Origin of the sequence: Escherichia sp. E4736, from assembly GCF_005781225.1 — a bacterium.
Lineage (GTDB): Bacteria > Pseudomonadota > Gammaproteobacteria > Enterobacterales > Enterobacteriaceae > Escherichia.
Map to the genome: position 1 here is coordinate 156,250 of NZ_VATT01000002.1, position 22,057 is coordinate 178,306.

The 22,057-nt window shown below is 51.6% G+C and carries 18 protein-coding genes and 2 tRNA genes; 3 read left to right on the forward strand and 17 right to left on the reverse strand.

The window, feature by feature from the left end; translation table 11 throughout:
• Positions 1 to 80: 80 nt before the first annotated feature.
• The 8 genes from pnp to FEK46_RS01585 form a co-directional block, all read right to left on the reverse strand.
• Positions 81 to 2,216: a polyribonucleotide nucleotidyltransferase gene (pnp, locus tag FEK46_RS01550; RefSeq protein WP_001298330.1), complete on the reverse strand. Its 2,136-nt coding sequence runs from the start codon at positions 2,214 to 2,216 to the stop codon at positions 81 to 83.
• Between the two features lie 244 nt (positions 2,217 to 2,460).
• Positions 2,461 to 2,730 (reverse strand): 30S ribosomal protein S15, encoded by a 270-nt coding sequence (gene rpsO, locus FEK46_RS01555; protein ID WP_000059470.1) that lies wholly within the window; start codon positions 2,728 to 2,730, stop codon positions 2,461 to 2,463.
• 148 nt (positions 2,731 to 2,878) lie between these two features.
• Complete coding sequence (gene truB / locus FEK46_RS01560; protein ID WP_135559877.1) at positions 2,879 to 3,823, reverse strand: tRNA pseudouridine(55) synthase TruB; 945 nt, start codon at positions 3,821 to 3,823, stop codon at positions 2,879 to 2,881.
• A complete protein-coding gene (gene rbfA / locus FEK46_RS01565; RefSeq protein WP_001040205.1) occupies positions 3,823 to 4,224 on the reverse strand; it encodes a 30S ribosome-binding factor RbfA in 402 nt (133 codons plus the stop codon). The genes truB and rbfA overlap by 1 nt, the downstream gene beginning before the upstream one ends.
• Positions 4,225 to 4,387: 163 nt before the next feature.
• Complete coding sequence (infB, locus tag FEK46_RS01570; RefSeq protein WP_130204600.1) at positions 4,388 to 7,060, reverse strand: translation initiation factor IF-2; 2,673 nt, start codon at positions 7,058 to 7,060, stop codon at positions 4,388 to 4,390.
• 24 nt (positions 7,061 to 7,084) lie between these two features.
• Positions 7,085 to 8,572 (reverse strand): transcription termination factor NusA, encoded by a 1,488-nt coding sequence (nusA, locus tag FEK46_RS01575; protein ID WP_130204598.1) that lies wholly within the window; start codon positions 8,570 to 8,572, stop codon positions 7,085 to 7,087.
• 27 nt (positions 8,573 to 8,599) lie between these two features.
• Positions 8,600 to 9,052: a ribosome maturation factor RimP gene (rimP, locus tag FEK46_RS01580; RefSeq protein ID WP_001300397.1), complete on the reverse strand. Its 453-nt coding sequence runs from the start codon at positions 9,050 to 9,052 to the stop codon at positions 8,600 to 8,602.
• 206 nt (positions 9,053 to 9,258) lie between these two features.
• Positions 9,259 to 9,335: transfer RNA gene (locus tag FEK46_RS01585), tRNA-Met, on the reverse strand.
• A 347-nt stretch (positions 9,336 to 9,682) separates the two neighbouring features.
• Between FEK46_RS01585 and argG the strand changes: the two genes are divergently transcribed.
• Positions 9,683 to 11,026, forward strand: coding sequence for an argininosuccinate synthase (gene argG, locus FEK46_RS01590; RefSeq protein ID WP_135495197.1), 1,344 nt, complete (start codon positions 9,683 to 9,685; stop codon positions 11,024 to 11,026).
• A gap of 275 nt (positions 11,027 to 11,301) precedes the next feature.
• Here argG and FEK46_RS01595 read toward each other — a convergent pair.
• The 6 genes from FEK46_RS01595 to rlmE form a co-directional block, all read right to left on the reverse strand.
• Positions 11,302 to 11,388, reverse strand: a tRNA-Leu gene (locus FEK46_RS01595).
• Positions 11,389 to 11,402: 14 nt separating this feature from the next.
• Complete coding sequence (secG, locus tag FEK46_RS01600; protein WP_001295556.1) at positions 11,403 to 11,735, reverse strand: preprotein translocase subunit SecG; 333 nt, start codon at positions 11,733 to 11,735, stop codon at positions 11,403 to 11,405.
• A gap of 227 nt (positions 11,736 to 11,962) precedes the next feature.
• Entirely contained in the window at positions 11,963 to 13,300 is a 1,338-nt protein-coding gene (gene glmM, locus FEK46_RS01605) for a phosphoglucosamine mutase (RefSeq protein WP_135559878.1), read from the reverse strand.
• Entirely contained in the window at positions 13,293 to 14,141 is an 849-nt protein-coding gene (gene folP, locus FEK46_RS01610; protein WP_135559879.1) for a dihydropteroate synthase, read from the reverse strand. The genes glmM and folP overlap by 8 nt, the downstream gene beginning before the upstream one ends.
• A gap of 89 nt (positions 14,142 to 14,230) precedes the next feature.
• Positions 14,231 to 16,165 carry an ATP-dependent zinc metalloprotease FtsH gene (gene ftsH, locus FEK46_RS01615; protein WP_135559880.1) on the reverse strand — a complete coding sequence of 645 codons (1,935 nt, stop codon included), beginning with the start codon at positions 16,163 to 16,165 and terminating at the stop codon, positions 14,231 to 14,233.
• A 99-nt stretch (positions 16,166 to 16,264) separates the two neighbouring features.
• Entirely contained in the window at positions 16,265 to 16,894 is a 630-nt protein-coding gene (gene rlmE / locus FEK46_RS01620) for a 23S rRNA (uridine(2552)-2'-O)-methyltransferase RlmE (RefSeq protein ID WP_130204592.1), read from the reverse strand.
• 126 nt (positions 16,895 to 17,020) lie between these two features.
• Here rlmE and yhbY point away from each other — a divergent pair, with 126 nt between their 5' ends.
• Positions 17,021 to 17,314 carry a ribosome assembly RNA-binding protein YhbY gene (gene yhbY, locus FEK46_RS01625; RefSeq protein WP_001054420.1) on the forward strand — a complete coding sequence of 98 codons (294 nt, stop codon included), beginning with the start codon at positions 17,021 to 17,023 and terminating at the stop codon, positions 17,312 to 17,314.
• A 155-nt stretch (positions 17,315 to 17,469) separates the two neighbouring features.
• On the opposite strand, the gene greA is transcribed toward yhbY, so the two are convergent.
• Complete coding sequence (gene greA, locus FEK46_RS01630; protein ID WP_064529530.1) at positions 17,470 to 17,946, reverse strand: transcription elongation factor GreA; 477 nt, start codon at positions 17,944 to 17,946, stop codon at positions 17,470 to 17,472.
• A 247-nt stretch (positions 17,947 to 18,193) separates the two neighbouring features.
• Here greA and dacB point away from each other — a divergent pair, with 247 nt between their 5' ends.
• The gene (dacB, locus tag FEK46_RS01635; protein ID WP_130204590.1) at positions 18,194 to 19,627 is read left to right on the forward strand and encodes a serine-type D-Ala-D-Ala carboxypeptidase; all 1,434 of its coding nucleotides are present in this window, start codon (positions 18,194 to 18,196) and stop codon (positions 19,625 to 19,627) included.
• Between the two features lie 185 nt (positions 19,628 to 19,812).
• Here dacB and cgtA read toward each other — a convergent pair whose 3' ends face one another.
• Positions 19,813 to 20,985 (reverse strand): Obg family GTPase CgtA, encoded by a 1,173-nt coding sequence (gene cgtA / locus FEK46_RS01640; protein ID WP_000673561.1) that lies wholly within the window; start codon positions 20,983 to 20,985, stop codon positions 19,813 to 19,815.
• Positions 20,986 to 21,000: 15 nt separating this feature from the next.
• Positions 21,001 to 21,966, reverse strand: coding sequence for a DMT family transporter (locus tag FEK46_RS01645; RefSeq protein WP_000813037.1), 966 nt, complete (start codon positions 21,964 to 21,966; stop codon positions 21,001 to 21,003).
• Positions 21,967 to 22,057 lie beyond the last annotated feature (91 nt).

Consider the following 22,057-nt stretch of genomic DNA (forward strand, 5'->3'; position numbering starts at 1 on the left):
GAACGTCCTGTTCCCGGTTGCTAACAAGGCGTCCTGCCCGGTTAAAAGCCCCCCGCCGCAGCGGAGGGCAAATGGCAACCTTACTCGCCCTGTTCAGCAGCCGGAGCTTCCGGTGCTGCAGCAGGTTGAGACTGCTCAGTCGCTTCTTTAATGCTCAGACGGATACGGCCCTGGCGATCAACTTCCAGAACTTTCACCGGTACTTCCTGACCCATCTGCAGGTAATCGGTCACTTTCTCAACGCGTTTGTCAGCGATTTGAGAGATGTGGACCAGACCTTCTTTACCGCCACCAATGGCAACAAATGCGCCAAAGTCAACGATACGGGTCACTTTACCATTGTAGACGCGGCCCACTTCGATTTCTGCAGTGATCTCTTCGATACGACGAATTGCGTGTTTCGCTTTCTCGCCATCGGTCGCTGCGATCTTCACAGTACCGTCATCTTCGATTTCGATGGTGGTGCCTGTTTCTTCGGTCAGAGCACGGATTACAGAACCGCCTTTACCGATAACATCTTTGATCTTGTCCGGGTTGATCTTGATGGTATGGATACGCGGTGCGAACTCAGAGATATCGCCACGCGGCGCGTTGATCGCCTGTTCCATTACACCCAGGATGTGCAGACGCGCACCTTTAGCCTGGTTCAGCGCAACCTGCATGATCTCTTTGGTGATACCTTCAATTTTGATATCCATCTGCAGTGCAGAGATACCGTCGCGGGAACCCGCAACTTTGAAGTCCATATCGCCCAGGTGATCTTCGTCACCCAAAATGTCAGACAGTACAACGTAGTTGTCGCCTTCTTTCACCAGCCCCATTGCGATACCCGCAACAGCGGCTTTGATCGGCACACCTGCGTCCATCAGCGCCAGAGACGCGCCGCACACGGAAGCCATAGAAGAGGAACCGTTGGATTCGGTGATTTCAGACACAACACGTACGGTGTACGGGAATTTGTCCATATCCGGCATTACTGCCAGCACGCCGCGCTTCGCCAGACGACCGTGGCCAATTTCACGACGCTTCGGAGAACCGACCATGCCGGTTTCACCTACGGAGTACGGAGGGAAGTTGTAGTGGAACAGGAAGGTGTCAGTACGTTCGCCCATCAGTTCATCAAGAACTTGCGCGTCACGTGCAGTACCCAGCGTTGCGGTAACCAGCGCCTGCGTTTCACCACGGGTGAACAGCGCAGAACCGTGAGTACGCGGCAGCACGCCAGTACGCACATCCAGACCACGGATCATATCTTTTTCACGACCGTCGATACGCGGTTCGCCTGCCAGTACGCGGCTACGAACAACATTTTTCTCGATAGCGTGCAGAATTTCACCCAGTTCGTTTTCGTCCAGGGTTTCATCTTCAGCAAGCAGCGTAGCGATGGTTTCAGATTTGATGACATCAACCTGCGCATAACGCTCTTGTTTGTCGGTGATGCGGTAAGCATCGCTCAGACGAGCTTCAGCCAGTGCAGCAACGCGCGCGTTCAGCGCTTCGTTTACCGGCTCCGGCTGCCAGTCCCAACGCGGTTTACCGGCTTCTTTCACCAGTTCATTGATGTTCTGAATAACAACCTGCTGTTGTTCATGACCGAACACTACTGCGCCCAGCATCTGGTCTTCGCTCAGCAGTTCAGCTTCAGATTCAACCATCAGCACAGCAGCTTCCGTACCGGCAACAACCAGGTCCAGTTTGCTCTCTTTCAGCTCGTCCTGAGTCGGGTTCAGTACGTACTGGTCATTGATGTAACCTACGCGGGCAGCACCAATCGGACCATTGAACGGAATACCAGACAGAGACAGTGCTGCGGAAGCACCAATCATCGCGACGATATCCGGGTTAACCTGCGGGTTAACAGAAACCACGGTGGCGATAACCTGAACTTCGTTGACGAAGCCTTCCGGGAACAGCGGGCGAATCGGGCGGTCAATCAGACGCGCGATCAGGGTTTCGCCTTCGCTTGGGCGGCCTTCACGACGGAAGAAGCTACCCGGGATACGACCAGCAGCGTAGGTACGCTCCTGATAGTTAACGGTCAGTGGGAAGAAGTCCTGACCTGGTTTGGCTTTTTTCTGGCCGACAACGGTAACAAATACCGCGGTGTCATCCATGCTAACCATAACAGCGGCAGTGGCTTGACGCGCCATCATGCCGGTTTCCAGAGTCACGGTGTGTTGGCCGTACTGGAATTTACGAACGATCGGATTAAGCAATGTAATACCCTTTTCTTTCTTAGACAGCACCTTACGGTACTGGTGTTAATACCCGATCTTCTGCGCATCCTCGCGACTAATGACAACCCTAACCCAGCCAAATGTGGGTAAAGCCTCTCATTAGCCGCGCGAACCTCTGCAACGGAAGATCATTCATAGCAACAATACATTAGTTTCCAGTGAATTGCTGCCGTCAGTTTGAAAAAAGGGGCCACTCAGGCCCCTTTTCTGAAACTCGCAAGAATTAGCGACGCAGACCCAGGCGCTCGATGAGCTGGGTGTAACGTGCTACGTCTTTACGTTTCAGGTAGTCGAGCAGTTTACGACGCTGAGAAACCATGCGCAGCAGACCACGACGGCTGTGGTGATCTTTTTTGTGCTCTGCAAAGTGGCCCTGCAGGTGGTTGATCTGTGCAGTCAGCAGTGCTACCTGAACTTCAGTAGAACCGGTGTCGTTTTCACCACGACCAAACTCAGAAACGATTTTAGCTGTTGCTTCAGTACTTAGAGACATTTTAAAACTCCAAAGTATATAGAATGAAAGGACGCCGATCTCTAATTCAGCGATCCCAGTGTACGTTACGCAAAGTGTTAAACATTTTACGCGACGTTAAGCGGCAGTATTCTACTCGTAGCGACCTGTTATCGCAAGACGGTTAACATTACGCCGGATATTCAACCACCAGGCGACGAGGCGCTACGCGGCCTTCATCGTCAATTTCCCCCATACCGATAAACTTGCCATTCTCACCTTCTGTAACACGAACCAGTCCTTCCAGCGGCGCACCAGATGTACGAACCGGGTTACCATTTTTGAAGTAAACAGAAGACGTTAACGGAAGATTCACCACCGGATAGTCCGAAGCTGGACTGTCCATTGGCATCAGTAATGGATCAAGTAACTCCGCAGCCGGAATATCCTGCTGTTCAGCTTGCTCAACAAGTTCACGCAGGTGCTCCAGGGTCACCATCCGTTCAACCGGATATTTACTTACCGCCAGACGGCGCAGGTAAATAACATGCGCGCCACAGCCGAGTTTTTCACCCAGGTCGTCAACGATAGTGCGGATATAAGTGCCTTTTGAGCAGTGAATTTCCAGCTCCAGCTCATTGTCTTCATGGCGAATAAACAGCAATTCATAAACGGTAATCGGGCGCGCTTCACGTGGAACTTCAATGCTCTGACGCGCGTATTCGTACAGTTTTTTGCCCTGATATTTCAGTGCTGAATACATCGAAGGGATCTGTTCGATATCGCCGCGGAAAGTATCCAGCGCCGCCGCCAGTTGCTCTGCACTAAAGGTTACCGGACGTTCTTCAACGATTTGTCCATCGGCGTCGGAAGTATCGGTACGCTGTCCAAGACGCGCAATCACCCGATAGCGTTTGTCGGAGTCCAGCAGATACTGGGAAAACTTCGTCGCTTCCCCGAGGCAAATCGGCAACATGCCAGTTGCCAGCGGGTCCAGCGCGCCGGTGTGTCCGGCACGGTTGGCGTTATATATACGTTTCACTTTTTGCAGCGCATCGTTGCTGGACATACCCTGCGGTTTATCCAGCAACAAAACGCCGTTAATGTCGCGACCGCGACGACGAGGACGACTCATTAGTCCTCCTTGCTGTCGTCCGGGTTAACACGACGCTCTTCGTCATGTTTGACCACGCTGGTCACCAGGTTTGACATACGCATCCCTTCAACCAGTGAGTTGTCGTAGAAGAAGGTCAGTTCCGGCACGATACGCAGACGCATCGCTTTACCCAGCAGACTGCGGATGAAACCAGAAGCTTCCTGCAACGCTTTGATGCCCGCTTTAACCGCGTCTTCATCTTTGTCGTTGAGGAACGTCACATATACTTTGGCATACGCCAGGTCACGAGACATTTCGACACCGGAAACGGTGGTCATCATGCCCAGACGAGGATCTTTAATTTCACGCTGCAGGATGAGAGCGATCTCTTTTTGCATTTCCTGCGCTACGCGCTGCGGGCGACCAAATTCTTTCGCCATAATAAATTCTCCTGACAAAAAAGGGGCTGTTAGCCCCTTTTTAAAATTAATTTCAGGTGGAAGGGCTGTTCACGTAGGCCTGATAAGACGCGCCAGCGTCGCATCAGGCAATCCATGCCGGATGCGGCGTAAACGCCTTATCCCGCATGGAACCCTAAAAACCTTAAGCGATGGTACGTTGGATCTCGATGATTTCGAATACTTCGATCACATCGCCAGTGCGGACGTCGTTGTAGTTCTTAACGCCGATACCACATTCCATACCGTTACGGACTTCGTTAACATCATCTTTGAAGCGGCGCAGGGACTCCAGCTCGCCTTCGTAGATAACCACGTTGTCGCGCAGAACGCGGATCGGGTTGTGACGTTTAACCACACCTTCGGTAACCATACAGCCTGCGATGGCACCAAATTTCGGCGATTTGAACACGTCACGAACTTCCGCCAGACCGATAATCTGCTGTTTCAGTTCAGGAGACAGCATACCGCTCATCGCCGCTTTCACTTCGTCGATCAGGTTATAGATGACGGAGTAGTAACGCAGATCCAGGCTTTCCGCTTCAATCACTTTACGTGCAGAGGCATCAGCACGAACGTTAAAGCCAACCAGGATGGCGTTGGACGCCGCAGCCAGGGTGGCGTCGGTTTCGGTGATACCACCTACACCAGAACCGATGATCTTCACTTTAACTTCGTCAGTAGACAGTTTCAGCAAGGAGTCGGAGATCGCTTCCACAGAACCCTGTACGTCTGCCTTCAGGACGATATTCACTTCGTGAACTTCGCCTTCGGTCATGTTGGCGAACATGTTCTCGAGTTTAGATTTCTGCTGACGAGCCAGTTTAACTTCGCGGAATTTGCCCTGACGGTACAGTGCAACTTCACGTGCTTTCTTCTCGTCACGTACAACGGTAACTTCATCACCCGCAGCCGGAACACCGGACAAGCCGAGGATTTCCACCGGGATAGACGGACCCGCTTCCAGCACTTCCTGTCCCAGTTCGTTACGCATCGCACGAACACGACCGTATTCGAAGCCACACAGAACGATATCGCCCTTGTGCAGAGTACCTTCGCGTACCAGTACAGTAGCAACCGGACCACGACCTTTATCGAGGAAGGATTCGATAACCGCACCGCTCGCCATCCCGTTACGTACGGCTTTCAGTTCCAGGACTTCAGCCTGCAGCAGGATAGCATCCAGCAGTTCATCAATACCGGTACCCGCTTTTGCAGATACGTGTACGAACTGGCTTTCGCCGCCCCACTCTTCTGGCAGGATGCCGTACTGAGAGAGTTCGTTCTTAACGCGATCCGGATCGGCTTCTGGTTTATCGATTTTGTTCACAGCAACCACTACCGGAACACCCGCCGCTTTCGCGTGCTGGATAGCTTCGATGGTCTGCGGCATTACACCGTCGTCTGCAGCAACAACCAGGACTACGATGTCCGTTGCCTGCGCACCACGTGCACGCATTGAAGTAAACGCGGCGTGCCCCGGGGTGTCCAGGAAGGTGATCATGCCGTTTTCAGTTTCAACGTGGTATGCACCAATGTGCTGGGTAATGCCGCCCGCTTCGCCAGAGGCCACTTTCGTTGAACGAATGTAGTCCAGCAGAGAGGTTTTACCGTGGTCAACGTGACCCATGATGGTCACAACCGGCGCGCGCGGTTCAGCCGCAGCACCCGTGTCACGGTCGCTCATTACCGCCTCTTCCAGCTCGTTTTCACGACGCAGGATAACTTTGTGGCCCATCTCTTCAGCAACCAGCTGTGCGGTTTCCTGATCGATAACCTGGTTGATGGTTGCCATTGCGCCCAGTTTCATCATCGCTTTGATGACCTGAGAGCCTTTAACCGCCATCTTGTTAGCCAGTTCGCCAACGGTGATGGTTTCGCCGATCACAACGTCACGGTTAACGGCCTGAGCAGGCTTCTGGAAGCCCTGCTGCAGCGAAGAACCTTTACGTTTTCCGCCTTTACCGCCACGTACCGCTGCACGCGCTTCTTCGCGATCAGCTTTTGATTCAGCGTGTTTGTTGCCTTTCTTCGGACGCGCTGCTTTCGCGTTACGACCACGGCCACGGCCGCCTTCGACTTCACGATCGCTTTCGTCTTCTGCCTGACGGGCATGTTGAGAGGTAGTAACGTGATAATCGCTGGAATCTTCAGTTGGTTCCGCGTTATCAGTCCATTTATTTTCTTCCGCCATACGACGTGCTTCTTCAGCAACGCGACGTGCTTCTTCTTCGAGTTTACGACGCGCTTCTTCTTCAGCTTTACGCTTGAGCTCTGCAGCTTCCTGCTCACGGCGGGCTTTTTCAGCCTGGGCGGTTTTAGTCATATCGTCTTGTTGATTGCTCACTTTGTCTTTTTCCGCAGCTTCACGTTTCGCTTGTTCAGCGGCTTCACGTTTAGCTTGTTCTGCGGCCTCACGTTCAGCTTTTTGTTGCGCCTCGCGTTTGGCCGATTCTTCTGCCTCACGACGGGCTTGCTCTTCCGCTTCACGCTGCGCTTGCTCTTCCGCCGCAAGGCGCTCGGCCTCTTGCGGGTCACGTTTCACAAAGGTGCGTTTCTTGCGGACTTCGATTTGTACCGATTTGCTTTTTCCACCGGTACCAGGAATGTTAAGGGTGCTGCGTGTTTTACGCTGCAGCGTTAATTTGTCCGGACCTGAATTTTTCTGGTTCAGGTGGTCAATTAAAGCCTGTTTCTCTTGTGCGGACACAGAGTCGTCAGCAGACTTCCGGATACCTGCATCAGCAAATTGCTGTACCAGGCGTTCCACGGAGGTCTGTCGCTCTGCGGCCAGCGTTTTAATCGTTACATCTGTCATGCTGTTCCTTCCTGCTACAGTTTATTACGCTTCGTCACCGAACCAGCAAATATTACGGGCAGCCATAATCAGTGCTCCGGCTTTTTCGTCGGTCAACCCTTCGATATCAGCCAGATCATCAATGCCCTGTTCGGCGAGATCTTCCAGCGTACAAACGCCACGGGCGGCCAGTTTGAATGCCAAATCACGATCTATCCCTTCAAGGTTCAGCAGATCGTCAGCCGGCTTGTTATCACCGAGGCTTTCTTCCTGGGCCTGTGCAATGGTGGCCAGTGCATTTTTAGCACGCTCACGCAGTGCTTCAACGGTCGGCTCATCAAGGCCTTCGATTTCCAACAGCTCTTTCATCGGCACATAGGCCAGTTCTTCCAACGTTGAGAAACCTTCTTCTACCAGGACAGTCGCGAAGTCTTCGTCAATGTCGAGATAACGGGTGAAGGTGTCAATCGCTGCATGCGCTTCCGCCTGATGCTTAGCCTGCAGGTCGTCAACGGTCATCACGTTGAGTTCCCAACCGCTGAGCTGCGAAGCCAGACGCACGTTCTGACCGTTACGGCCAATCGCCTGCGCCAGGTTACCGGCTTCAACGGCGATATCCATGGTGTGTTTATCTTCATCCACCACGATAGAAGCAACGTCTGCCGGTGCCATCGCATTAATCACGAACTGCGCCGGGTTATCATCCCACAGGACGATATCGATACGCTCGCCGCCCAGTTCAGTAGAAACCGCCTGAACACGCGCGCCACGCATACCTACGCAAGCACCTACCGGATCGATACGTTTATCGTTGGTTTTCACCGCGATTTTCGCACGAGAACCCGGGTCGCGAGCCGCTGCTTTAATTTCAATCACTTCTTCGCCGATTTCTGGCACTTCAATGCGGAACAGTTCGATCAGCATTTCCGGCTTGGAACGGGTAACGAACAGTTGCGCGCCACGCGCTTCCGGGCGAACGGAATAAAGCACGCCACGAACGCGGTCGCCAGGGCGGAAGTTTTCACGCGGCAGCATATCTTCGCGCAGGATCACGGCTTCCGCGTTGTTGCCCAGATCCAGAGAGATGTTGTCGCGGTTTACTTTTTTCACCACGCCGGTGATGATTTCACCTTCGTGTTCACGGAACTGATCAACCACCATCGCACGTTCGGCTTCACGCACTTTCTGCACGATAACCTGTTTTGCCGTCTGGGTGGTGATACGGTCAAAGGTAACAGACTCAATCTGATCTTCAACGTAATCGCCCAGGTTCAGGCTTTCATCTTCATAACGTGCGGCTTCAAGGGTGATTTCCTTGGTCGGCTGGGTGACTTCATCAACAACTAACCAGCGACGGAAGGTGTCAAAATCACCGCTTTTGCGATCGATCTGTACACGGACGTCGATCTCTTGTTCATATTTTTTCTTTGTTGCTGTCGCCAGCGCGCTTTCCAATGCTTCGAAAATCTTCTCGCGAGGTAGCGCCTTTTCATTGGATACGGCTTCAACTACAGCCAAAATTTCTTTGTTCATCGCGGGCTTTTCACCTCATCCAGACTATTAAAAGTGGGGAACCAGGTTCGCCTTCTGGATATTACTCAGCGCGAACACTTCATCTTTACCTTCGACGGTAACTGTGATCATTTCACCGTCTACCGCTTTGATAACGCCCTGCCATTTACGACGGTTTTGTACCGCCATACGGAGAACCAGAGTCACCTCTTCTCCGACAAAACGGGCGTAGTGTTCAGCCGTGAACAGTGGGCGATCGAGACCCGGTGAGGAGACTTCCAGGTTATAAGCAACGGTGATGGGATCTTCAACATCCAGCACAGCACTTACCTGGTGGCTCACATCAGCACAATCATCAACATTGATGCCATCTTCACTATCAATATAGATGCGCAGTGTGGATGTGCGACCGCGAATAAACTCGATGCCAACCAGCTCAAAACCCAGGGCCTCAACTGGCGCAGTAATCATCTCTGTTAATTTTTGCTCTAATGTGGACAAGCCCACCCCCAAGACATAAAAAAAGGGCCTAAAGCCCAGTTATTCTGTAGTCAGATAACAAAAAACCCCGATAAATCGGGGCTTTATATAACTGAACCCTATAACCGCAACTGCGGTCTGGAGCACTTTCCAGAAGGATTTTTTCAAATCCCACTACGAAGGCCGAAGTCTTCACAGTATATTTGAAAAAGAACTCTAAGGGAAAGTGGTTGCGGGGGCCGGATTTGAACCGACGACCTTCGGGTTATGAGCCCGACGAGCTACCAAGCTGCTCCACCCCGCGCCTGAAACGTGGCAAATTCTACTCGTTTTGAGTAAAAAATGCAAATACTGCTGGGATTTGGTGTACCGAGACGGGACGTAAAATCTGCGGGCATTATAGTGATCCGCGCCACATTTTGTCAACATTTATTGCTATTCACGTGAATGGATATCCAGTTCACTTTCATTTGTTGAATACTTTTGTCTTCTCCTGCTCTCCCTTAAGCGCATTATTTTACAAAAAACACACTAAACTCTTCCTGTCTCCGATAAAAGATGATTAAATGAAAACTCATTTATTTTGCATAAAAATTCAGTTAGAGCGGAAATACAGGCTCATCATCAGTTAATTAAGCAGGGTGTTATTTTATGACGACGATTCTCAAGCATCTCCCGGTAGGTCAACGTATTGGTATCGCTTTTTCTGGCGGTCTGGACACCAGTGCCGCACTGCTGTGGATGCGAAAAAAGGGAGCGGTTCCTTATGCATATACTGCAAACCTGGGCCAGCCAGACGAAGAGGATTACGATGCGATCCCTCGTCGTGCCATGGAATACGGCGCGGAGAACGCACGTCTGATCGACTGCCGCAAACAACTGGTGGCCGAAGGTATTGCCGCTATTCAATGTGGCGCATTTCATAACACTACTGGCGGCCTGACCTATTTCAACACGACGCCGCTGGGCCGCGCCGTGACCGGTACCATGCTGGTTGCTGCCATGAAAGAAGATGGCGTGAATATCTGGGGTGACGGCAGCACCTATAAAGGAAACGATATCGAACGTTTCTATCGTTACGGTCTGCTGACCAATGCTGAACTGCAGATTTACAAACCGTGGCTTGATACTGACTTTATTGATGAACTGGGCGGCCGTCATGAAATGTCTGAATTTATGATTGCCTGCGGTTTCGACTACAAAATGTCTGTCGAAAAAGCCTACTCCACGGACTCCAACATGCTTGGTGCAACGCATGAAGCGAAGGATCTGGAATACCTCAACTCCAGCGTCAAAATCGTCAACCCGATTATGGGCGTGAAGTTCTGGGATGAGAGCGTGAAGATCCCGGCAGAAGAAGTCACAGTACGCTTTGAGCAAGGTCATCCAGTGGCGCTGAACGGTAAAACCTTTAGCGACGACGTAGAAATGATGCTGGAAGCTAACCGTATCGGCGGTCGTCACGGCCTGGGCATGAGCGACCAGATTGAAAACCGTATCATCGAAGCGAAAAGCCGTGGTATTTACGAGGCTCCGGGGATGGCACTGCTACATATCGCTTATGAACGTCTGTTGACCGGTATTCACAACGAAGACACCATTGAGCAGTATCATACACATGGTCGTCAATTGGGCCGTCTGCTGTACCAGGGGCGTTGGTTTGACTCCCAGGCGCTGATGCTGCGTGACTCTCTGCAACGCTGGGTTGCCAGCCAGATAACAGGTGAAGTGACGCTGGAACTGCGTCGCGGGAACGACTACTCGATCCTCAATACCGTCTCTGACAACCTGACCTATAAAGCAGAGCGTTTGACCATGGAGAAAGGCGACTCTATGTTTACGGCTGAAGATCGTATTGGTCAACTGACCATGCGTAACCTGGATATTACCGATACCCGCGAGAAGCTGTTCGGTTATGCCAAAACTGGACTGCTCTCCTCCTCCGCCTCTTCGGGCCTGCCGCAGGTGGAGAATCTGGAAAATAAAGTTAAGTAATCTCAGAGCTTTCATGCTAAAGGCCGCCGATGCGGCCTTTTTTACGACCAATATAATGTGATCGCGCATAACGATTTAGATGTCTGTTCCAGCAAAGCTGGCCAATGTCATGAGTTGATTAATATCGCTTGTCGCATGCAAAACTGAAGCTGAACGAACTATTGCGCCGATTCGTTTGACGTTCGAAAGACTACGGAAATTGATCAAGTTGATGACATTCAGGACGGGTCATTAAAACGAAAAAAGACGCTTTTCAGCGTCTCTTTTCTGGAATTTGGTACCGAGGACGGGACTTGAACCCGTAAGCCCTATTGGGCACTACCACCTCAAGGTAGCGTGTCTACCAATTCCACCACCTCGGCACGGATACTACTTTTTAGTTCGGGATATCGCTGGTCGGCTTAGCCGGAGCAGCTGGCTGAGTTTGTTCGGTTTTCGCCGGTGCACTCAGGTTTTCCCATTCGCTACCTTTATTGGTTTTGTTGCTATTGATGTTACCCAGCACCAGACTGATGATGAAGAATAACGTTGCCAGCAGCGCCGTCATGCGGGTCATGAAGTTACCAGAACCACTTGAACCAAACAGCGTAGCGGAAGCGCCTGCTCCGAAGGAGGCTCCCATATCAGCGCCTTTACCTTGCTGCAGCATGATCAGACCTACAAGGCCAATTGCTACAATAAGGAAAACTACCAAAAGAGCTTCGTACATAATCAACCTGTTCCTTGCGGAGTTGCCGCGTACCAATGCTTCAACCAATAAAGCGGGAGTTTTTAATCTTTCCCACTGAAGCGGGTGTGAATACTAACCAAAGCGAATGACCTTCGCAAGGGCAATTTTATCGCATTGTATCAACTGCAGAAAAAAACAGCAAAACCGATGTACTTAAGAAGAAAAAAGGCGACAATCGCCGCCTTTTTAGCCAGTTTGCTATCGAATCAAACCGCTTTTACCGCGTCAGCAATGCGGTGCGCAAATTCGGTTACCTGCGCTTCGTCTTCACCTTCTACCATCACGCGAATTAACGGCTCGGTGCCAGATTTACGCAACAGCACACGTCCACGGCTACCCAGCGCCGCTTCAACTTCTGCGGTCACAGCTTTGACTGATTCATGCTCCAGCGGATCGCCGCTACCTGCGGTGTAACGCACGTTAACCAGAATCTGCGGGAACATTTTCATACCACTGCAAAGGTCGTGCAGACTCATATGGTTACGCGCCATCGCCGCCAGCACCTGCAAACCTGCAACAATGCCATCACCGGTGGTGGTTTTATCCAGCAGGATCACATGACCGGAGTTCTCGGCACCGATGCGCCAGCCTTTCTCCTGCATTTTTTCCAGTACGTAGCGGTCGCCCACTTTCGCACGAGCAAATGGAATACCTAACTGTTTCAGCGCCAGTTCAAGCCCCATGTTGCTCATCAATGTACCCACAGCACCACCACGCAGCTGGCCCTGACGCAGACCTTCGCGCGCGATGATATACATGATCTGATCGCCATCGACTTTATTGCCTTGATGGTCAACCATAATCACGCGGTCGCCGTCACCGTCAAAGGCGATACCGAGATCTGCTTTTTCAGCCAGTACGCGCGCCTGTAACGCACGAACATCAGTTGCGCCCACTTCGGCATTGATGTTTACGCCGTTCGGCTCACAACCGATAGCGATAACGTTCGCCCCCAGTTCACGCAGCACGTTCGGCGCGATGTGATAAGTCGCACCGTTTGCGCAATCCACCACAATCTTCAGTTCACTGAGGCTAAGTTCGTTCGGGAACGTGGCTTTGCAAAACTCGATATAGCGGCCCGCAGCATCAACGATACGGCTGGCTTTACCCAGTTCTGCCGAATCAACGCAGCTGATCTCTTTTTCCATTTCAGCTTCAATGGCTTCTTCAACTGCATCCGGCAGCTTGGTGCCGTCAATAGAAAAGAATTTGATCCCGTTATCATAGAATGGGTTATGTGATGCAGAAATTACAATCCCAGCTTCGGCGCGGAAGGTACGCGTCAGATAAGCCACGGCCGGTGTTGGCATCGGGCCAGTGAAGAGTGCGGAAAGACCGGCAGCCGCCAGACCCGCCTCCAGCGCCGACTCCAGCATATAGCCAGAAATACGGGTGTCTTTACCGATAATAATCTTGCGGGAACCATGACGTGCCAGCACTTTACCCGCAGCCCATCCCAGCTTTAGCACAAAATCAGGCGTGATCGGCGCATCCCCAACACGACCACGAATCCCATCGGTACCGAAATATTTACGATTACTCATAGCGTTTGTTTTCCTTTGCAGACAGAGTGGCTTCCACCACTCGCATCGCTTCTACGGTTTCTTTGACGTCATGAACACGAATAATGTGCGCGCCTTGCATTGCGGCAATGACCGCACAGGCCAGACTACCGCTCAGGCGCTCGGACGGCCCCACGTTCAACAGCTGTCCAATCATCGATTTTCGTGACATACCCACCAACAGCGGCAGGTTGAAATGATGAAATTCAGCCAGACGCGCCAGTAATGCATAGTTGTGATGGAGATTTTTACCGAAACCGAATCCGGGGTCGAGCAACAATTTCTCTTTTGCGATACCAGCCTGTTCGCAGCGTGCTATTTGCTCAACAAAGTAGCGATTTACCTCGGCAAAGACATCGTCATACTTTGGCGCTTCCTGCATAGTCTTTGGATTTCCCTGCATATGCATCAGGCATACTGGCAAACCAGTTGCAGCAGCAGCTTCGAGGGCGCCAGGTTCGGAAAGGGAGCGGATATCATTAATGATGTGAGCGCCTGCTTTCGCTGACTCACGGATCACTTCCGGTTTGGATGTATCTACCGAGATCCAAACTTCAAATCGTTGCGCAATTGCCTCAACGACTGGAATAACACGCTGCAACTCTTCTTCAACGCTCACTTCCGCAGCCCCTGGACGTGTGGACTCGCCGCCAACGTCAATGATCGTTGCGCCAGCATTGATCATCAGATTCGCATGTTTCACCGCATCAATCAGCGAATTATGCGTGCCGCCATCGGAGAAAGAATCAGGCGTGACGTTGAGGATCCCCATTACGTGAGGATGGCTAAGGTCCAGTGAAGTGCCCTGGGCAAAGAGTTTCATGGTGTTATCCCTGGTATGAATTGATAAGAAAAAACCCCGGAGCACGCCCCGGGGTTTTCGGTACAAATACAGTCATCTGATGCAGGAACTTACTTGTCGCCTAACTGCTCTGACATGGTGTTACCCGGGTTCGGCGTACGCGGTTCATCAACCGGACGCGGAGCCTTTGGGCTACCATTGTTGCCAGAATTGTTAGAAGCGCCTGGTTCTTCCCAGCCCGCTGGCGGACGAACATCGCGACGTGCCATCAGGTCGTCAATCTGCGGTGCATCGATGGTTTCATATTTCATGAGCGCATCTTTCATTGCATGCAGAATATCCAGGTTGTCGTTCAACAACTGACGCGCACGATTGTAGTTACGCTCAATCAGTAACTTCACTTCCTGGTCGATGATACGCGCAGTTTCATCGGACATATGTTTCGCTTTCGCCACGCTACGACCGAGGAACACTTCACCCTCTTCTTCCGCGTACAGCAGCGGACCAAGTTTTTCGGAGAAGCCCCACTGAGTCACCATGTTACGTGCCAGGTTGGTCGCAACTTTAATATCGTTGGACGCACCGGTAGAAACATGTTCCGGCCCGTAGATGATCTCTTCTGCCAGACGACCACCGTACAGCGTAGAAATCTGGCTTTCCAATTTCTGACGGCTGGCGCTGATTGCGTCGCCTTCAGGCAGGAAGAAGGTCACACCCAACGCACGTCCGCGCGGGATAATCGTCACTTTGTGCACCGGATCGTGTTCCGGCACCAGGCGACCGATAATCGCGTGGCCTGCTTCGTGATACGCGGTAGATTCTTTCTGCGCTTCCGTCATCACCATGGAGCGACGTTCTGCACCCATCATGATTTTGTCTTTCGCTTTTTCGAACTCAACCATCGATACAACGCGTTTGTTGCCACGAGCGGCGAACAGTGCTGCTTCGTTCACCAGGTTCGCCAGGTCAGCACCGGAGAAACCAGGAGTACCACGGGCAATGATTGCCGCGTCAATATCTGGTGCCAATGGTACGCGACGCATGTGAACTTTCAGGATCTGCTCACGACCGCGAACATCTGGCAAGCCAACCACAACCTGACGGTCGAAACGACCAGGACGCAGCAGCGCCGGGTCCAGAACGTCCGGACGGTTAGTCGCGGCGATAACGATGATACCTTCGTTACCTTCGAAGCCATCCATCTCAACCAGCATCTGGTTCAGAGTCTGTTCACGTTCATCGTGACCACCGCCCAGACCTGCGCCACGCTGGCGGCCGACGGCGTCGATTTCATCGATAAAGATGATACACGGTGCCGCTTTCTTCGCCTGTTCGAACATGTCACGAACACGGGATGCACCCACACCGACGAACATTTCTACGAAGTCAGAACCGGAGATAGTAAAGAACGGAACTTTCGCTTCGCCTGCAATCGCTTTCGCCAGCAGCGTTTTACCGGTACCCGGAGGACCGACCATCAGGACGCCTTTCGGGATCTTACCGCCGAGTTTCTGGAAGCGGCTTGGCTCGCGCAGATACTCAACCAGTTCAGCAACTTCTTCTTTTGCTTCGTCGCAGCCCGCAACGTCAGCAAAGGTCGTTTTGATCTGATCTTCCGTCAGCATGCGCGCTTTGCTCTTACCGAACGACATGGCACCTTTACCACCGCCGCCCTGCATTTGACGCATGAAGAAGATCCAGACACCAATCAGCAACAGCATCGGGAACCAGGAGATGAAGATAGAAGCCAGCAGGCTTGGCTCTTCAGGCGGTTCACCGACAACCTTGACGTTCTTGGTCAGCAGGTTATCCAGTAACTTCGGATCCTGAACCGGAATGTAAGTGGTATAACGGTTACTATCTTTCTTGGTAACGTTGATTTCACGTCCGTTGATACGCGCTTCACGAACCTGGTCGTTATTGACCTCTTGTAGGAAGGTAGAGTAATCCACCTTACGTCCATTAGACTCGCTGGGCCCAAAGCTCTGGAATACTGACATCAGCACAACGGCAATGACCAGCCAGAGTATTAGGTTTTTCGCCATGTCACTCAAGGGATTAACCTCTTATTACAACTGTGTTAAAAACAGCGTCAGGATACTCTATATCCAGCAGCTTTCAAACTTTCGTCTGAAATCTCCCGGTTAGGGTTTACGCCCGGTCGCTACAATATACACTTCCCGCGAACGTGCACGAGAAGAGTCCGGCTTACGAACTTTGACCTTCGTAAACAGGGAGCGAATTTCCCTTAGATACTCATCGAAACCTTCGCCCTGGAACACCTTCACTACAAAACTGCCACCTGGCGCTAATACATCACGACACATTTCTAGCGCCAGTTCCACCAGATACATGGCACGGGGGATATCCACCGCCGGTGTTCCGCTCATGTTTGGTGCCATATCGGACATGACAACCTGGACTTTGCTGTCGCCTACGCGCTCCAGCAGTGCTTGCATCACCAGTTCATCACGAAAATCGCCCTGAAGAAAGTCCACACCAACGATAGGATCCATAGGTAAAAGATCGCAAGCGATGATACGGCCTTTGCCGCCAATTTGGGTGACCACATATTGTGACCAACCACCTGGCGCAGCACCAAGGTCGACAACCGTCATTCCCGGTTTAAAGAGTTTGTCACTTTGCTGTATTTCATCAAGTTTAAACCAGGCACGGGAACGTAACCCCTTTTTCTGTGCCTGTTGAACATATTTATCGCTAAAGTGTTCCTGAAGCCAGCGACTGGAGCTGGCAGAACGCTTCTTACCTGTCATTTAACTTTCCCATTGGGATAACTCATCGTAACCAATTGCGTAAATTTTTACGCGCCTATTTGGCGATATATGGGAGATGGCGGTAGAATGACCCGTTTTCAATCCCAACGTAAGCAAAAAAATACGATGAATCTGAGTACTAAACAAAAACAGCACCTGAAAGGTCTGGCACATCCGCTCAAGCCAGTTGTTCTGCTTGGCAGTAATGGTTTGACCGAAGGGGTGCTGGCCGAGATTGAACAAGCGTTAGAGCACCATGAACTCATCAAGGTGAAAATCGCCACTGAAGATCGCGAAACTAAAACCTTGATCGTGGAAGCTATCGTGCGCGAAACCGGCGCCTGTAATGTACAGGTCATCGGTAAAACGCTGGTGCTTTATCGTCCAACTAAAGAACGTAAAATCTCGCTGCCACGCTAAGATTATCCTAAAGTTACACACATTTGCTGTGTAAAACGAGGGATTTTCCGCAAGCAGGAGAGCAAAATGCCACGCTCTGTTCGTTGATAAAAGGCCGCATAGCGGCCTTTTTCCTTTCTTTACAATACATCAACATTTTGAGTATTGGGTAATTCTTACAGGTATTCCACCTTAATTACTTCAAATTCTACATCGCCGCCCGGCGTTTTGATGACCACTACATCATCTTCTTCTTTGCCAATCAGTCCACGAGCGATAGGCGAGTTTACAGAAATCAGGTTCTGTTTAAAGTCAGCTTCGTCATCGCCTACGATGCGATAGGTCTGTTCTTCATCAGAATCCAGATTCAAAACCGTCACGGTAGCGCCAAAAATCACGCGACCATTGTTTGGCATTTTGGTGACATCAATTACCTGCGCGTTCGACAGCTTGGCTTCGATATCTTTGATACGGCCTTCGCAAAAACCCTGCTGCTCACGCGCAGCGTGGTATTCGGCGTTCTCTTTCAGGTCGCCATGCTCACGCGCTTCCGCGATAGCAGCAATGATTTCAGGACGGCGCACAGATTTCAGAAAATCCAGCTCTTCGCGTAATTTTTCAGCGCCGCGTAAGGTCATCGGAATAGCTTGCATTTGTTATACCTCTTGAATATTCCTGATGGGGAGAGTCTCCACTCGCCCCGGCTGTTCGGCATGCCCGGCACAACTCCTCGTCGGGGCCAGAAGCAAAAAAATACCGACCCGGGAACAGGTCCCAGGCCAGCAATAATTCACATTTTGATAGTCATTTTACCCTGAAGTTCCCGAAGGGTCATCGTTTACTTTATAGGGCGTTGCGCCGTAGTATGACGGCTCGATTCCAGGTTGTTAGCGCGAGATTATGCGATTTTCCAGATTTATCATCGGATTGACCAGCTGTATAGCGTTCAGTGTTCAGGCCGCGAATGTTGATGAGTACATTACTCAACTCCCCGCTGGCGCCAACCTTGCCCTGATGGTGCAAAAAGTCGGCGCGTCTGCCCCCGCTATTGATTACCATAGTCAGCAAATGGCGCTGCCCGCCAGTACGCAGAAGGTGATCACTGCGCTGGCGGCGTTGATTCAACTTGGCCCCGATTTTCGTTTCACCACTACACTTGAAACCAAAGGCAATGTGGAGAACGGCGTACTCAAGGGTGACTTAGTGGCGCGATTTGGTGCCGATCCGACGCTAAAACGTCAGGATATTCGTAATATGGTGGCGACCCTGAAAAAATCAGGCGTCTCCCAAATCGATGGCAATGTGTTCATAGACACGTCCATTTTTGCCAGTCACGATAAAGCCCCCGGCTGGCCCTGGAACGATATGACACAATGCTTTAGCGCCCCGCCTGCCGCCGCCATTGTTGACCGCAATTGCTTTTCCGTCTCGCTCTACAGTGCCCAAAAACCCGGTGATATGGCCTTTGTTCGCGTGGCCTCTTATTACCCTGTAACTATGTTCAGCCAGGTACGCACTCTCCCCCGAGGTTCAGCCGAAGCGCAATATTGCGAGCTGGATGTGGTGCCAGGCGACCTTAACCGCTTTACGTTAACCGGATGCCTACCACAACGTTCAGAGCCGCTACCGTTGGCTTTTGCCGTACAGGATGGCGCCAGCTACGCCGGAGCGATTCTGAAAGATGAGTTAAAACAGGCAGGCATTACCTATTCCGGCACGCTACTGCGACAAACGCAGGTTAACGACCCAGGAACGGTGGTTGCCAGTAAACAGTCGGCCCCTTTGCACGATCTGCTTAAGATTATGCTGAAAAAGTCCGACAACATGATCGCCGATACCGTCTTTCGCATGATTGGTCATGCGCGCTTTAATGTCCCGGGGACATGGCGTGCCGGGTCGGATGCCGTGCGTCAGATCCTGCGTAAGCAGGCGGGTGTGGATATTGGCAACACGATTATTGCAGATGGTTCGGGGCTTTCACGGCATAACCTGATTGCACCAGCCACCATGATGCAGGTGCTGCAATACATTGCCCAACACGACAATGAGCTTAACTTTATCTCAATGCTACCTTTAGCAGGCTACGATGGTTCGTTGCAGTACCGTGCAGGTCTGCATCAAGCGGGCGTAGATGGTAAAGTTTCAGCGAAAACAGGTTCGTTGCAGGGCGTGTATAACCTGGCAGGATTCATCACCACAGCAAGTGGGCAACGAATGGCGTTCGTACAATATCTTTCTGGTTATGCAGTAGAACCCGCGGATCAGCGTAATCGCCGTATTCCGTTGGTACGTTTTGAAAGCCGCTTGTATAAAGATATTTACCAGAACAATTAGTCAAAAAGAAACCCCGGCACATGGCCGGGGTTTCAGATTATTGACAAAGTGCGTTTTGTTTATGCCGGATGCGCCGTAAACGCCTTGCTCGCCCTACAAAATCGTGCAAATTCAATATATTGCAATCATCTTGTAGGCCTGATAAGCGTAGCGCATCAGGCTTATTTGGCATTGGTCATCAGTGATTAACGCTTGTAAATGAACTCAACGCCTTCTTCGTCGTCTTCGTCCCAGTCGTCATCCCAGTCTTCATCATCCTCTTCAGCAATCTCTTCAAGCTGCTGACGGTGATAATCATCCCACATGAATTCGACTTTCTCAGGCTGTTTCGCTTCTTCTGCCTGCACGACCGGGTTTTCAATGATAAAGGTCATCACATCCCAGCAGAGATCTTTCACGCCCAGTCCGCTCGCCGCAGAGATCAGATAATATTTATCTTCCCAGCCCAGCGCCTCAGCGATCGCTTTCGCTTTCTCTTCAGCTTCTGCTTTATCCAGCAGGTCGATCTTGTTGAAGACTAACCAGCGTGGTTTCGCCGCCAGATCCTGGCTGTATTTTTCCAGCTCGCTGATAATAATACGCGCGTTTTCAACTGGATCGGTGCCGTCAATCGGATCGATATCGATGAGGTGCAACAGGACGCGGCAACGTTCCAGGTGCTTCAGGAAGCGAATACCCAGACCTGCGCCTTCCGCAGCGCCTTCAATCAACCCCGGGATATCAGCAACAACGAAGCTCTTCTCGTTGTCCATACGTACCACGCCCAGGCTTGGTACGAGCGTAGTAAACGGATAGTCCGCTACTTTCGGTTTAGCCGCCGAGACAGCGCGGATAAATGTCGATTTACCGGCATTTGGCATCCCCAGCATACCGACATCAGCCAGCAGCATCAGCTCCAGCAGCAGCTCGCGCTTATCGCCCGGCGTACCGTTGGTTTTCTGCCGTGGTGTACGGTTAACGGACGATTTGAAACGGGTATTGCCCAGACCGTGCCAGCCGCCCTTGGCAACCAGTAGACGCTGACCGTGTTTGGTCATATCGCCCATGGTTTCACCGGTACCCTGGTCGATTACACGCGTACCTACCGGCACTTTAATCGTCACGTCTTTACCGCGCTTACCGGTACAATCGCGGCTTGCGCCGTTCTGACCGCGCTCTGCACGGAAAGATTTTTCAAAACGATAATCGATAAGCGTGTTCAGGTTCTCGTCGGCTTCCATCCATACGTCACCACCGTCACCGCCGTCGCCGCCATCCGGGCCGCCTTTCGGAATATATTTTTCGCGGCGGAAGCTCACGCAACCATTACCGCCATCACCTGCAACGACCAGAATCGATGCTTCATCAACAAACTTCATTTTATTCTCCGTAAATCATTCGCCTGCGCGGGGTTGCGATACCACCGTTGTATGCTTACGTAATCCGCCCCAAATACGATGACCAATGGCGGAATACATCGCGCCCGCAACCACGACAAACGCACCGAGATAACCTAAAAGGTTTAACATCGGTCTGGCGAAGAAATCGGGCCAGGCCAGTGATAAAAGATCTGAAAAAAACAGCGTAAACAGTGGGGTGAGCGTGATGATCGCACTCACCTGCGCTGCCTGCCAGCGAGCCATCGCTTCCGCCAGGGCGCCATATCCTACCAAGGTATTCAGTCCGCAAAAAATTAAACATGCGAGCTGCCAGTGGCTAAGCTGCGCTATCACCCCTGGCTTTGCCAGAGGGAAGAGCGCAATTGTACATAAAGTGTACAGCAAAAACAGAATCTGCGGTGAGGCCAGCCGACGCAATAAAACCTTTTGCGCCACGCCATAACTCACCCAGACCGTCGCCGCACCGACCCCAAAGATAACTCCCCAGGTATAATCGGTGAGCTTTGTAAATATCTCGACCAGACTGGTATTAAAAAACATCACCAGGCCGCTCAGGAGCATCAATGCCCCTACAACCTGAGTGCTGCGCATTTTCTCTTTCAGGATAAATACGCTGGCAACCATCATGCCAACCGGCGAGAGTTGCCCAATCACCTGCGAAGCGGTCGGGCTCAGGTATTGCAAAGATGAGCTGAACAGGATGAAGTTCCCAAACAGCCCGGCGGTCGCCACTGCCAACAAAATCAACCAGCGTGGCTTACGAAACACGCGTAATGGCGGCAACCTCTTCTTCACAGCAAGAATGGCACCAAGGCCAATACTCGCCATCAAGAAACGGTAAAACACGATTGTCGGAGGTTCCATCACCTCCAGCACCTGCTTCATTGCGATTGGCAACGCACCCCAGCAAATTGCGGTAGTGAGCGCCAAAAGAATACCAATGCCTGCCTGCTGCTTCATACCGTATTCCCTGCAAAGCGCATTTGCGGATTAACGCCGCACCATGCGCATTTTACCGGTTATCGAATGTAAAAAGCCCCGCAACGTGTTG